Genomic DNA, 13086 nt, shown 5'->3' with positions numbered 1-13086 from the left:
TGACAAAGAGGTCGATATATTTCTTATCAGAAATTATTTACGAATAATGGTCTGCGCTCTGTCAGGTCCGAGCGAAACAATACGGATAGGCACACCCAGTTCTTTTTCGAGGAATGCAACATAATCGCTGAATTCTTTCGGGAACTGGTCTTCCTTCTGCATTTTTGTCATATCGGTTTTCCAGCCCTTCATTTCCTGATATATGGGTTTGATACTATCATCTATCTCGAAAGGGAATTCGGTTACTCTCTCTCCGTTTACTTCATAAGCCACACAGGCTTTTATAGTTTCGAATGTATCGAGCACGTCGCTCTTCATCATTATCAACTGGCTCACACCATCTATCATTATAGCATAGCGCAATGCAACCAGATCGATCCATCCGCAACGACGCGGACGACCTGTTACCGAGCCAAACTCAAATCCGAATTCACGCAACTTATCTCCCGTAGCATCATGCAGTTCGGTAGGAAACGGCCCGCTACCCACGCGTGTACAATATGCCTTGAAGATACCATACACCTCACCGATGTTTCGAGGGGCAACACCCAGACCTGTAGACGCTCCGGCTGTAATTGTATTGGAAGAAGTAACAAACGGATACGACCCGAAGTCGATATCCAACATTGTACCTTGTGCACCTTCTGCCAATATTTTTTTGCCCGACTTGGTAGCATTATTTATAAAGTGCTCGCTGTCGATAAAAGTAAATTCTTTGAGTTTCTTCACTCCTTCAAACCACTCTTTTTCGATATCAGCCAGCGCATTTGTATCGTAATTATATTGATTGAGAATTCTCAGATGTTTTGCTTTGGCAGCATTGTATTTTTCTTCAAAGTTGTGGAGAATATCGCCTACACGCAAGCCGTTGCGGCTAACCTTGTCGGTATATGTAGGGCCAATACCTTTACCTGTGGTTCCTATCTTAGAGTCTCCCTTCGATGCTTCGTAGCATGCGTCGAGCAAACGGTGTGTAGGAAGGATAAGATGAGCCTTCTTTGAGATATATAGTCTCGATTTGAGATCATGTCCCGATTTTTCCAATGCTTCTATTTCTCCTTTGAATAAAGCAGGATCGAGCACAACACCGTTGCCGATAACATTCAGTTTATTTCCCTGAAATATACCGGATGGCACTGAACGGAGAACATACTTTTTGCCTTCAAACTCAAGTGTATGCCCTGCATTTGGACCACCTTGAAAACGGGCTACAATTTCATAATCAGGCGTTAGAACATCTACTATCTTTCCTTTACCTTCGTCGCCCCATTGCAGGCCGAGCAATACATCTACTTTCATTTTTTCTTATTAATACGAGTATTCTTACTTTCTGTTACTTTATTCTTTTTTTCTTCGGTCTTCTTAGCCCGCATACATTTGTTGCATATACCATAAATATACATGCTGTAATAGCTAACCTTGAAGCGTTGTAGTTTTTTCTGTTGTGCAGGAGTGAACAGGTTGCCATTTTTGTGCTCTTTCACCTCGCCGCAACTAAGACAGATCAGATGGTCATGGTTCTCATTTCCATAAGCACGTTCGTACTGAGACACATTTGCTCCAAACTGATGCTTGACTACCAGATTACAATCCAGCAACAGCTCTATAGTATTGTACAATGTGGCTCGGCTAACCCTAAAACACGACTGCTTCATAGAATTGTAAAGGGAGTCCATATCGAAATGCCCTTTAGTAGAATAGATGTGATCCAGTATTGCGTATCTTTCGGGAGTTTTACGATGCTTGTTTAAATTCAGATAATCTGTGAATTCGTTCTTAACTTGGTCTTTTAGTTTAATGTTATCCATTTAAAAAAATCTGATCTGAACAAAAATACATCTTTTTAAAGAATAAACAGTGGTATAACCTCAGAAAAAAAAGAAAGTGTTCATAAAAATCAGTATCTCAAAGACTTTATAGCAGAAAAAAGAAAAAGAGAACTCTCACGAGCTCTCTTTTTCGAAAGGAAATCAAAAAGAATATTAATAAATATTCAGGTTAGTTGTTTTACTGTCGTCGCTTGGTATGTCTTTAGATTGAGCCTCAACCGCACCATACTTGTATTCAATCGTATCTGTCTTGGTTTTCCCACCAAAGTCCATCCATGTTATTTCAAATGTTACTTTATCTCGTCCTGCTATCAAATATGGCGCTAGATCGAAAGATACATAGCCACTCACAGGATAATGCTCCGGATCTTGTCGTTGATTGTGTCTGAATTCCAGCTTCACCACATCACCTGACACCGACAAGTCGGGCTGTGCTGACACAAGATTGAGCATGTGGGCTGTGGTTCCGCCACTGTTATATCCAAAATAGATATTCAGATAGCCTCCGCTTGCCCATGCAGAATGAACCTTAATAGGATTGTGACCGATGCTGTCTTGCTTTGCCTGATCGTCGGACGGAATGTATACTACGCCCTTTGTCAACACTTCTTTGTAGCCGTTGAGTTTGATCGCATGATCATATCCCTGATATTGGTCGGATAAAATTGTGTAGTTTATAATAGCTCTGTTATATTTTGGTTTCAGATTTAACCCAACAGGAGCTGCAATCCACAGTTTTTTTCCATTGTCGAGCGTAAAATCATACGTATTTTCTCCCACTTTGTTTACGGTTACCATAGACACCCAGTATTTATCGAGTGAGTAACCATCATCGTCCGAACAAGAAGAAAATCCTGCTGTTAAAACAAAGCCGAGAATTGATGCTAAAAATAGTTTTACAGTTTTCTTCATAACTCTTTAATTTTTTAATGTATAGTTTAAAATACTTTTGCCTTACAATATAATAGACAATATTTCGTCCCTCATGCTGCATGAGAAAATATAAATTAATGTTAAACAATTAGTTATTTCCTATAATACAGAAAGTTAACTATCTCTTCTGTTTGAAAAATTCTTTCATCAAAGAAGCGCATTCGTCTTCCATGACACCGGAAACAACTTCAGTTTTGGGGTGTAATATGGATGGGGAAAATACAGAGTAGCCTTTTTTTTCATCTTTTGCCCCATATACAATTTTAGATATTTGAGACCAGAGTAAACCTCCGGCACACATCGGGCATGGCTCTATGGTAACATACAGAATACAATCGGTAAGATATTTACCACCAAGTACATTGGCGGCTGCCGTAATCGCCTGCATCTCTGCATGGGCTGTGACATCGGTGAGCGTTTCGGTGAGATTGTGTCCACGTGCAATGATACGCCCCTTGCAAACGACTATTGCCCCTATAGGCACTTCACCCTTGTCGAATGCCTGACGGGCTTCGTTAAGAGCCTGCCGCATATAGTACTCGTCGTTGAGAATATTGGTTGTCATCGGCGCATTTCGTTTTCGCCAAAGAGCGTAGGATAATCCTGCTCAAGGCTTTTGAGCACATGGGTAATAATTGTTTCCCTGCACCATCGAGAACGGTTGGCTATCTTGTATTTTTTGATGTACGAAGATATAAGGGCATACTCTTCTTCGTTGAGCGAGAAAAGCAAATGCTTCGTGCGGTTACTATGTGCCCCTTTCTTCTTTGGTTTCATTGCTGCAAAAGTAAGTACTTATCTGAATATCTGAAAGGATTTTGAGAAGAATATACATTTAGCCTAACCTTTAGCCTCATCTTCTTCAAAATTGATGCGCAACTGAACAGCATCATACCAACCCATTTCATCATCGCTATTCTTTACACCCAAACCAATAAGGCGAACTTTAGGAGATAGATCGACGAGCTTAAGCAACTCAAAGCCTGCTTTGTAAAACGATTCGTAGTCTTCCACAGCATCGGCGAATGTACGGCTTCGGGTTATTATCTTAAAGTCAGCATATTTGATTTTCAGGGTTACGGTTCGTCCCTTAAACTTCTTCTTCTGTAAGTAATCGAACGTATCACGTGCCACGACATCCAATTCCACCGCCAATTCGTCTAGCGAGTCGATATCCCTGTCGAAGGTTGTTTCGGAGCTGATGGACTTTCTGATGCGTTGCGACTCTACAGGACGATAATCGATGGCTCGTGCATTCTGATAATAAATATGTCCTGCTTTACCAAAAACAGATACAAGTTCATTCTCCGAACGTTGCTTCAAGTCCCATCCCGTCTTGATACCCATTTGATGCATTATTTTGGCTGTAACCTTCCCTACCCCAAAGAATTGCTCAATAGCTAGTGACTCCACAAACTGCTCAGCTACTTTAGGCTTTACAACAAACAGCCCGTTTGGTTTATTCTGATCGGAGGCAATCTTTGCTAAAAACTTATTGAACGAAACTCCCGCCGAAGCTGTCAGGTTTGTCGCATCTCGTATTTTTTGCTTTATCTCCTGTGCTATCTGAGTGGCTGAAGCTATATTCATATTATTCTCGGTAACATCGAGGAACGCCTCGTCCAGCGAGAGGGGCTCTACCAAATCGGTATATTCGTGGAATATCTCCATAATTTGTTTCGAAACAGACTTGTAGACATCGAAGCGTGCGGGAACAAATATCAGATGTGGACATTTACGCAAAGCCGTTTTGGATGCCATAGCCGAACGTACTCCGTAGCGACGTGCCTCGTAACTGGCTGCCGCCACTACTCCCCGAGGTCCCGCATAACCCACAGCAAGAGGCTTACCCCTATATTCGGGATAGTCGCGTTGCTCGATAGATGCATAGAAAGCATCCATATCTATGTGGATTATTTTTCGCATATTCTTTCTTACTCCAACTAAAAAGTAACAAAAGTGTACATAAAAATCTTATTGCAATAATTATTTTAAGACTTTCATAATATTACCGGGAGGACGTTGTGCTTCCAACTCTTTTTTCATGAAGTCCATATAGGGGGCTATATGTTCGAAGAACTTGTAATAGCCATTACATAGATAATTTATTTCTTCGCCCGATTGAGTTTTTGATATTCGGTTTTTAGGGCATTCGCCACGACAAGCAAACAAATACTTACATTGCTTACACTGAGATGACAAGGAAGCCGACTTTGCTAAACCAAATTCGGTTTGTTGCGTCGAATACATCATCTCTATCAATGTCTTGTCGTTTATATTACCCAGCTTATATTGAGGATATACAAAGTGATCGCAAGAATACACATCACCATTAAATTCCATAACTCCGGCATGTCCGCAATTCTTAGCAAAGATACAAATTCCGGGGTCGACACCAACCCAATTGGCCAGTGCTGAATCGAAGTATTGAACAAAATATGTTCCGACATCTTTCCTTACCCACTCGTTGAATATAGCAATAAGAAAATCGCCCCATTTTTCGGGTGTAACACTCCATTGAGTTACGTTCCCATTGCTGTCTCTTTCCACAGCGGGAGAGAATTGGATGTAATGAGAATCGATATCTTTAAAAAACTGATAAAACTCTAGCGGATAGTTAATATTAAAGTCATTTACAACTCCCATTATATTGTATTCTACTCCATGCTTCTTTAGAAGATTGATCCCCCGCAAAACATGATCGAACGTCGGACGCAGATCTTTTGTTGTTCTGTATTTGTCATGGAAGGGCTTAGCCCCATCAATGGAAATGCCGATCAGGAAGTTGTGTTCTCTAAAAAACTCACACCATTCATCGTTCAACAGCGTGCCGTTCGTTTGCAGAGTATTCGATATCTGTTTCCCTTTAGCATATTTACGTTGCAACTCCAGTGCTTTCTTATAAAACGAGATGTCACGCATCAAAGGTTCGCCTCCATGCCATGTAAACAGTATCGGCTGCATGGTTTGCGCTTCGATGTATTGAGAGACAAACCGTTCCAGAAGATCGTCACTCATTATTGTCTTATTACCCTTGTCGGGATACAGCTCCTTCTTCTCCAGATAATAGCAATAAGTGCACCCTAGATTACAAACAGCTCCTATTGGCTTGAGCATCACATACAGTGGCTTTGCAAAAGGAGCATACGTTTTCGAAGACATCCGGTCTGGTTTTAGATTGTGATATTATTTCTAGTTGATAATAGAAGGACGGAAAAAGTTTTTCACTCACTTAAAATTCATCTACCTTGAGTTTCTTTCTATAATTATCGAGAGCAGTCTGTAACTCCTTCGTTATTTCTTTATACCCTTCTTTTCCGTAGAGATTATGTAATTCAGTCGGATCATTTTGCAAGTCAAACAACTCGTTACAATTGATATCTTCATCATTCCCTATTTCTCCTTTACCGTAAAAATGAATCAGCTTATACCTTTCTGTCCTCAATCCATCATGGCGGCGTACATTGTGAATCGCAGGATAGTCATAATAGTGATAATATAAATCTTTTCTCCAATTTTTAGGAGTTTTGCCGTCAAACAATCCTTCAAGAGAAACTCCGCTCATTTCTGTCGGCTTCTCTATTCCGGCTAATGACAAGTAAGTAGGAGCAAAGTCTATATTCTGCACCAAAGCAGCGGTTTTCGTTCCTGACTTTATGGCTTTGGGATAACGTATTATCAGCGGTGTTCTGAACGATTCTTCGTACATAAAACGCTTATCGAACCACCCATGTTCTCCCATATAAAAACCTTGATCGGAAGTGTACACAATAATTGTATTATCCATCAAACCCTCTTTTTCGAGGTAATCAATCAAGCGTCCGACTTCATCGTCAATCGATTTTATACAGCGAAGATAGTCTCTCATATAACGTTGAAATTTCCAATCGAGCAGCGCATCGCCGGACAGGTTACTGTTAATGAATTCCATATTCTTGGGATGATAAGCCTTCTCCCAAGCTTCACGCTGAGGGGGAGTCATTTGATCCATTGCTTGTTGCAATCCACCGTCACTCCATTCCTTATTATAGGGTGGTGTATTCTTCAATTCATTTAGCTTCAGATCATAAATAAATGTCATCGTCTTATCGATAGTCATATCCTGAGTGCGGGCAGCAGAGCAACGGCTTTCGTAGTCATCATAGAATGTTTCAGGTTTAGGGAATTCCACATCTTCGTACAAGTCATAGTACTTCGCTTCGGGCATCCAGTTTCTGTGTGGAGCTTTATGATGTACCAACAGGGCAAAAGGTTTGCTCTTATCTCTGTTTTTAAGAAAATCTATCGAATGAGTTGTAATCAGGTTGGTTGCATACCCCTCCTCACGTATGTATTTGCCGTGAGAGTCTTTCGTTTTGAAGCTCGGATTATAATAATCTCCCTGATCGTTAAGCACGCAATAATAATCAAAACCTTTTGGTTCGCATTGCATATGCCATTTACCTACAACTCCTGTTTGATATCCTGCCTGCGTAAGTAATTCAGAAAAAAATATTTTGGTTGTATCTATACCTGCACCGAGCTGACGTTGCCCATTCTGATGGCTATACAAGCCTGTCATAAGACATGCCCGGCTAGGGGTAGACAATGAGTTTTCGACAAAAGCTTGCTGAAATAACATGCCTTCGTTCGCTAATCGGTCTATATTGGGTGTAGGTGCTAACTTGGAGATAGGATGCCCGTATGCACTGATTGTCTGAAACGAATGATCGTCCGTCATTATATGAATAATATTGGGACGGGATTGAGGTGCATCACTCTGTTTATTTTGGCTATAACTATATGGGCTGAGTATTGACGCAGGAATAATTACTAAAGTAAACCGTTTTAAATCTATCATGGGATATCAGGTGTTTGGGTTAAAACAATACTCTAAAATTAATAAAAATAAATTGAATGATAAAACAAAAGTAACACGCCTCAGGCTGTTACTTTTATATTACTTTCCTTACATCTAATGTTACACTTACTGAAAGATAGAAAATTGCTGGTTCAAGAAGCGAAAAAAGAATCATCACTTATTACTGATACCCATATTCTAGAAGCAATGTTTCTATTTTTTTCCACAGTTGTCCATTTTCATTAATCTCAATAACGTGGCTATGCGACTTGTCGAAACGTGAAGTTAAAATAAATTCGTCATCCTCTCCCGCCAGATCAGCCATAAAACTATGAGTCAATGCCATTTTAGGATAGTTGTCGCGAAACAGCATTTTTGTTTTGCGATGAGAATGATTTAAATAAACTCCCAAAATAAACTCGACACGCTGATTGAGGCTCAAGGGGTATGTTCCCAATGATGGTTTGTAAAGCGTATTGAAGAGTATCTTCTCATCTTCATATTTTAAAGACTGCAAGCAGTTGCAAATATTGTTGGAAGAGAAAGTGATTGTAGTCTCTTTACTTTCATCGTCAGTTTCTGTTTTTACATCTAAGTCTTCTTTTACATTCACCTCTCTGAACAAGCTTTGACACAATTTCGTGAAATTATCAATTCTTATTTGTTCGGGTAAATCATCAGGTTTTAATGTAAATATCTGAACAATATTTTTATTGTAGTTAAAACTTCCGGGTTGTTTGCTAAACACAAATCCAAAGATGCGATAAGCACTTGGAGGATATTTTGAGAAATTCCACTGTTCCTGATATTCTTTCGAAAGGTAGCTCATTCTGTTTGTTTATTTTTATTGAAATGCTCTAAATGATGTATATTTATATAATATACAATAGGGGGTTTTTACTTTTCTATTTCCTTTTTGTAAAATCCATGCCAATTAATAAAAACAAATATAATTGTTTTTTAGCAGACCGAAAAATAAGGGATTTTTAATCGAGTGTAATGTGCTTTACTTCTATCTCTTTGTTCAGAAAAATAGTTGCCGCACCTGAAAACTTTTCGGAAGATTCGGTTGTAAAATAATGCGTCTCTCCGTTTTTGGTACATGCCTCATCCATCTCAGGATGCCGTCGCAGATAATCTTTGAGACTATCGGCAATGTATTCTCCCTGAGGCAAGGCGGTTACCTCCCGGGGTAAGATTTTCTTTATCTTATTCAGCAACAACGGGTAATGCGTGCAGCCGAGAATAAGTGTATCTATATCGGGATCTTTAGCTAAAATATTATCGAGATTTTTTTTCACAAAGTAGTCTGCTCCTTCACTTTCGTATTCGTTATTTTCGACCAAAGGAACCCACATAGGGCAAGCCTCACCAGTTACTTTTATATCGGGAAACAGTTTGTTAATCTCTATCGGGTACGACTGCGACTGTATAGTGCCCACTGTACCCAAGACTCCTACATGCCTACTGCGTGTTATCTGTCCGATAATCTCGGCTGTAGGGCGTATAATACCCAACACCCTCTTATCGGGATTCATATTTGGCAGATCTTTTTGCTGAATGGTACGCAAAGCTTTTGCCGATGCTGTATTACAGGCAAGGATAACAAGGTTACACCCCATATCGAACAATGCCGTTACAGCCTGCTTGGTAAATTCATAGACTACCTCAAACGACCGAGCGCCATAGGGTGCACGCGAGTTATCGCCAAGGTAGCAATAATCGTATTCGGGCATAAGGGCTTGTATCTCCGATAGTATCGTGAGACCTCCATATCCTGAATCAAATACACCAATAGGTCCGGGTTTAAGCATCATCTTTTTGTTTCTGCAAAGATAAATACAATATTGAAGTTATTTGATTAATCTTGATATTAAAAATTAATATGTTCTTGCGTTGAGCTTTCGAATTGGAATTAGCAATCAACGGAATGTAACGTAGTTAAATCCGAAAGGACGAGCAATCTTTCGTTCTTGTGGATTTGAAATCCGCAAGTTAGGTTTCGTTACAGGGGATTTGTAATCACCTGCCATCTACTATAAGGATTTTACAATCTGAAAGAAACTAAACAATAATAACATTTAGCAGACCATTCCCCCCTGCATAATCTATAGCAGAACTATACTTATACTCCTCCGGCTTATTAACAATTTCGGCTACCACTGGATTTTGGTGGATATAATTCAATTTTTGTACTAAATAGTCATACATATAAATAGGTTGCATATCGTTCCCATCTTGCCAAAAATGATAATTCTTAATCTTCTTATCGTTTCGTGCAGCGTATTCAAAACGGTTTAACATCCATTCGCGACGCGACTCCTGGATGTCGCTCTCTAACGAACGCATAATTCCCTTATTTGTATGTTTCTTGAAATCACGCAGAATGTCACTCATCGTATTTTCTCCTTCTGCACTTACAATCATATGCAAATGATTACTCATTAATACCCAGGCATATATTAATAAACCCTTGTTTTGTTGACAGTATTGCAATGACTCTATTATGATATGTTTATATCGTGGACGAGTAAAGATATCAACCCAATCGACAACTGTAGTTGTTGTAAAATATATATCTTGTGCTATTCGGTTTTGTATATTTATCATGATTCTATTGCGGATTGCAAATCCTGCTAATATATACTTTCGGATTGCAAATCCGAAAGGACGATCGGACGGTAAAATTGGAGAGGAACAAATCTTCTCTTTACTTTTTAATCTTTATCGGGATATAGATATCCTCTTCAGATTCAGGATCATTATTTTTATATTTCTCACCCAACACTTCAAAATGAGGTCTGTTATTATCTAAGAGATATTCAGATTGGGGTAGCCACTCATTAAAAATATATCCAAAGACACGTGTATCTGTACTCAACCCCTTATAATGAATCAGGGCATAAAGTCCTCCTTGTATAGTATAACTTTCCATATTCTGAGGAATATCTTCAACCAGTGAAACCTCTACAGCAGCCCACTTTCTAAAATTTATATTTGGAGAAAAATCAAAAGAAACTGGATAAATTTGCATAGAGATTAAATCAGAATTTATTATACGTTTAATTTCATGCTTTCGAGGCATAAAACTTCTCCACAAATTTGCGGTCAAGTTATTAGCATAAGACATTTCTAAAGATAATCCTACTAATTTTCGTTCGTTTAACTCTATTATTTTAACATTCAAATTTTTCATTATATTTCTATCTTTATCGAATGTAATTAATACTTTCGTTGCAGGGGATTTGTAATCACCTGCGTTCTACTATAAGGATTTGCAATCCGAAAGATTAAGTCATGAGGGATTTGCAATCACCTATTCTAATACTATGCCAGCTCGCTCAACTCCAGCCAACGCATTGTCTTTTCTTCTATCGCCTCTATCAGTTGACTGATACGATTTGATTTCTGTAACAACTCATCGGTAGATAATGTACCGCTGGATAATTCATTTTCAAGGTTCGCTTTTTCTTCTTCGAGTTGCGGTATCAGAGCGTCGAGCTCTTCAAACTCACGCTTTTCTTTGAACGACAGCTTTTTCTTTTCGTCATTCTTAGGCTGCACCTGTTGCACCTTTTCTTCTTTAGGCTTCGCAGCCTGTTCCTTTTCTTTTTCCAAAAGCTCCTGCACCTCTTTCCACTCACGGTACTGAGTATAGTTGCCTGGGAAATCCTTTATACGTGCGCTTCCCTGAAAAGCAAGTAAGTGATCTACAACCTTATCCATAAAATAGCGGTCGTGCGATACCACAATCACACAGCCTTTGAACTGTTGAAGGTATTCTTCGAGAATATTGAGCGTGACGATATCCAAATCGTTGGTAGGCTCATCCAATACCAAGAAGTTAGGGTTGGTTATCAAGACTGTACAGAGATACAGACGACGTTTTTCTCCTCCCGAAAGTTTATAGACAAAATTGTGTTGTTTTTCGGGTGGAAAGAGAAAATGTTGTAGAAATTGCGATGCTGTCAGTCTGTTGCCATTGCCCAAATCTATCACCTCAGCTATATTCTGAACCACATCAATAACCTTCATCTGCTCGTCAAACTTCAGTCCGTCCTGACTATAGTACCCGAACTTTACAGTTTCGCCAATATCGAACCCACCTTTGTCGGGTGCTACCTCTCCCATCAGCATTTTGATGAATGTAGATTTCCCCGTACCGTTATTTCCTACAATACCCAGTTTTTCGTATCGGGCAAACACATAATTAAAATCTTCGAGTATCTTAATATCTCCAAAGGATTTGTAAACATGCTGTGCTTCGAAAATCTTATTGCCGATATATGTACCTTTCATCTGTAATTGCACATTTCCAGCATCACGCACCTGCTGGGCTTTCTTTTCCAAGTCGTAGAATGCATCGATCCTCGACTTTGCCTTCGTAGCCCGGGCTTGCGGTTGACGACGCATCCACTCCAGCTCTTTACGCAAAATATTGTTTGCACGATCCAACTCGGCATTCTGGGCAGAAATACGCTCGTCACGCTTTTCGAGATAGTACGAAAAATTTCCTTTATACTGATACAACTGTTGTTGATCTATCTCTATGATTTCGTTACATACACGATCGAGAAAATAGCGGTCGTGCGTTACCATCAACAGACTCAAACGTGAACGTTGAAGGTATTCTTCGAGCCATTCTACCATATCGAGGTCGAGGTGATTGGTAGGCTCATCGAGAATAATAAGATCGGGTTCGGTAATCAGCACATTGGCGAGAGCCACACGCTTGAGCTGTCCTCCCGACAGCTGAGATATTTTTTGTTCGAAATCGGTAATTTTCAGTTGTCCCAAAATCTGCTTTGCACGATGCTCGTAGTCCCATGCCTGCAAAATATCCATCTTTTGCAAGATAGCATCAAGCCCCGAATGATCTTTCGAGTTGATTACCCTTTCGTATTCGGCAATGAGGTCTGTAACATCATTCCCCGAATGGAAACACGCTTCTAGCACCGTCAGATTCTCGGGATAGGCAGGATCTTGTTCAAGATAGGCAACACGCAAGTCACGACGAAAAACAACGGCTCCGCTATCGTAAGGTTCTTTTCCTGTGAGGATATTCAACAAGGTGGTCTTGCCCGACCCATTTTTTGCGATCAGCCCGATGCGTTCGCCTTCGGCTATACCGAATGATATATCACGAAACAAAACCAGATCACCAAAGCTTTTTGTAAGTCCTTCAACTTGCAGGAAAGAAGCCATATATATTTTGAGTTATAAATTGAAAACTATTTTTTTTAACCGAGATTGTATTTCTAATCATCGCAAAGGTAACCAAAAAAAGAACTGCCTGATATTATAAGTAACCTAAAACGTTATCTCTACATATCACCTCCACTCAGTCATACTGACGATAGGGAGTATCTTTTATCATTAGCATCTAAAATAAGACAAGAATATTTTCAAATCTCCGGTATAAAAAAGTGATTTTTCCTTTAGGGTTTTTCTTTTCTCAACGATCATATTATGTATACGGTCATT

13 protein-coding genes are annotated in these 13086 nt (G+C 39.6%); all 13 read right to left on the bottom strand.

Features of this window, described 5'->3' with window-relative positions:
* Positions 1-33: 33 nt before the first annotated feature.
* Positions 34-1299: an adenylosuccinate synthase gene (locus QOX35_RS03770; RefSeq protein ID WP_135104756.1), complete on the bottom strand. Its 1266-nt coding sequence runs from the start codon at positions 1297-1299 to the stop codon at positions 34-36.
* Positions 1296-1808, bottom strand: coding sequence for a Fur family transcriptional regulator (locus tag QOX35_RS03765; RefSeq protein WP_283685844.1), 513 nt, complete (start codon positions 1806-1808; stop codon positions 1296-1298). Before QOX35_RS03765 ends, QOX35_RS03770 begins: the two co-directional genes overlap by 4 nt.
* A 174-nt stretch (positions 1809-1982) precedes the next feature.
* Positions 1983-2741 (bottom strand): NigD1/NigD2 family lipoprotein, encoded by a 759-nt coding sequence (locus QOX35_RS03760; RefSeq protein WP_135104754.1) that lies wholly within the window; start codon positions 2739-2741, stop codon positions 1983-1985.
* Between the two features lie 139 nt (positions 2742-2880).
* Positions 2881-3327 carry a nucleoside deaminase gene (locus QOX35_RS03755; RefSeq protein WP_283685843.1) on the bottom strand — a complete coding sequence of 149 codons (447 nt, stop codon included), beginning with the start codon at positions 3325-3327 and terminating at the stop codon, positions 2881-2883.
* Positions 3324-3539, bottom strand: a complete 216-nt coding sequence (locus QOX35_RS03750) for a hypothetical protein (protein ID WP_018074919.1) — start codon at positions 3537-3539, stop codon at positions 3324-3326. Before QOX35_RS03750 ends, QOX35_RS03755 begins: the two co-directional genes overlap by 4 nt.
* Positions 3540-3602: 63 nt before the next feature.
* Entirely contained in the window at positions 3603-4688 is a 1086-nt protein-coding gene (gene dinB, locus QOX35_RS03745; protein ID WP_283685842.1) for a DNA polymerase IV, read from the bottom strand.
* Positions 4689-4748: 60 nt separating this feature from the next.
* Positions 4749-5924 (bottom strand): anaerobic sulfatase-maturation protein, encoded by a 1176-nt coding sequence (locus QOX35_RS03740; RefSeq protein ID WP_283685841.1) that lies wholly within the window; start codon positions 5922-5924, stop codon positions 4749-4751.
* 70 nt (positions 5925-5994) lie between these two features.
* The gene (locus QOX35_RS03735; protein WP_283685840.1) at positions 5995-7602 is read right to left on the bottom strand and encodes a sulfatase family protein; all 1608 of its coding nucleotides are present in this window, start codon (positions 7600-7602) and stop codon (positions 5995-5997) included.
* Between the two features lie 181 nt (positions 7603-7783).
* Entirely contained in the window at positions 7784-8431 is a 648-nt protein-coding gene (locus QOX35_RS03730; protein ID WP_283685839.1) for a hypothetical protein, read from the bottom strand.
* Positions 8432-8588: 157 nt separating this feature from the next.
* Positions 8589-9416, bottom strand: coding sequence for a glutamate racemase (murI, locus tag QOX35_RS03725; RefSeq protein ID WP_283686182.1), 828 nt, complete (start codon positions 9414-9416; stop codon positions 8589-8591).
* Between the two features lie 250 nt (positions 9417-9666).
* Positions 9667-10212, bottom strand: a complete 546-nt coding sequence (locus QOX35_RS03720; RefSeq protein WP_283685838.1) for an REP-associated tyrosine transposase — start codon at positions 10210-10212, stop codon at positions 9667-9669.
* Between the two features lie 100 nt (positions 10213-10312).
* Complete coding sequence (locus QOX35_RS03715; RefSeq protein WP_135104749.1) at positions 10313-10798, bottom strand: GyrI-like domain-containing protein; 486 nt, start codon at positions 10796-10798, stop codon at positions 10313-10315.
* 131 nt (positions 10799-10929) lie between these two features.
* Entirely contained in the window at positions 10930-12807 is a 1878-nt protein-coding gene (locus tag QOX35_RS03710) for an ABC-F family ATP-binding cassette domain-containing protein (RefSeq protein ID WP_283685837.1), read from the bottom strand.
* Between the last annotated feature and the right edge of the window lie 279 nt (positions 12808-13086).

This window comes from Dysgonomonas sp. Marseille-Q5470, from assembly GCF_951230145.1.
GTDB lineage: Bacteria > Bacteroidota > Bacteroidia > Bacteroidales > Dysgonomonadaceae > Dysgonomonas.
The sequence above is the reverse complement of the archived record's forward strand: the minus strand, read 5'-3'. Positions and strand labels throughout refer to the sequence as shown.

Bases quoted from the DNA above. Each gene is read 5' to 3' on its own strand.
- QOX35_RS03730 (WP_283685839.1), bottom strand. From the start codon at position 8,431: ATGAGCTACCTTTCGAAAGAATATCAGGAACAGTGGAATTTCTCAAAA.
- QOX35_RS03750 (WP_018074919.1), bottom strand. From the start codon at position 3,539: ATGAAACCAAAGAAGAAAGGGGCACATAGTAACCGCACGAAGCATTTG.
- QOX35_RS03740 (WP_283685841.1), bottom strand. From the start codon at position 5,924: ATGTCTTCGAAAACGTATGCTCCTTTTGCAAAGCCACTGTATGTGATG.
- QOX35_RS03710 (WP_283685837.1), bottom strand. From the start codon at position 12,807: ATGGCTTCTTTCCTGCAAGTTGAAGGACTTACAAAAAGCTTTGGTGAT.
- QOX35_RS03755 (WP_283685843.1), bottom strand. From the start codon at position 3,327: ATGACAACCAATATTCTCAACGACGAGTACTATATGCGGCAGGCTCTT.
- QOX35_RS03720 (WP_283685838.1), bottom strand. From the start codon at position 10,212: ATGATAAATATACAAAACCGAATAGCACAAGATATATATTTTACAACA.
- QOX35_RS03760 (WP_135104754.1), bottom strand. From the start codon at position 2,741: ATGAAGAAAACTGTAAAACTATTTTTAGCATCAATTCTCGGCTTTGTT.
- QOX35_RS03770 (WP_135104756.1), bottom strand. From the start codon at position 1,299: ATGAAAGTAGATGTATTGCTCGGCCTGCAATGGGGCGACGAAGGTAAA.
- QOX35_RS03765 (WP_283685844.1), bottom strand. From the start codon at position 1,808: ATGGATAACATTAAACTAAAAGACCAAGTTAAGAACGAATTCACAGAT.
- murI (WP_283686182.1), bottom strand. From the start codon at position 9,416: ATGCTTAAACCCGGACCTATTGGTGTATTTGATTCAGGATATGGAGGT.
- dinB (WP_283685842.1), bottom strand. From the start codon at position 4,688: ATGCGAAAAATAATCCACATAGATATGGATGCTTTCTATGCATCTATC.
- QOX35_RS03735 (WP_283685840.1), bottom strand. From the start codon at position 7,602: ATGATAGATTTAAAACGGTTTACTTTAGTAATTATTCCTGCGTCAATA.
- QOX35_RS03715 (WP_135104749.1), bottom strand. From the start codon at position 10,798: ATGAAAAATTTGAATGTTAAAATAATAGAGTTAAACGAACGAAAATTA.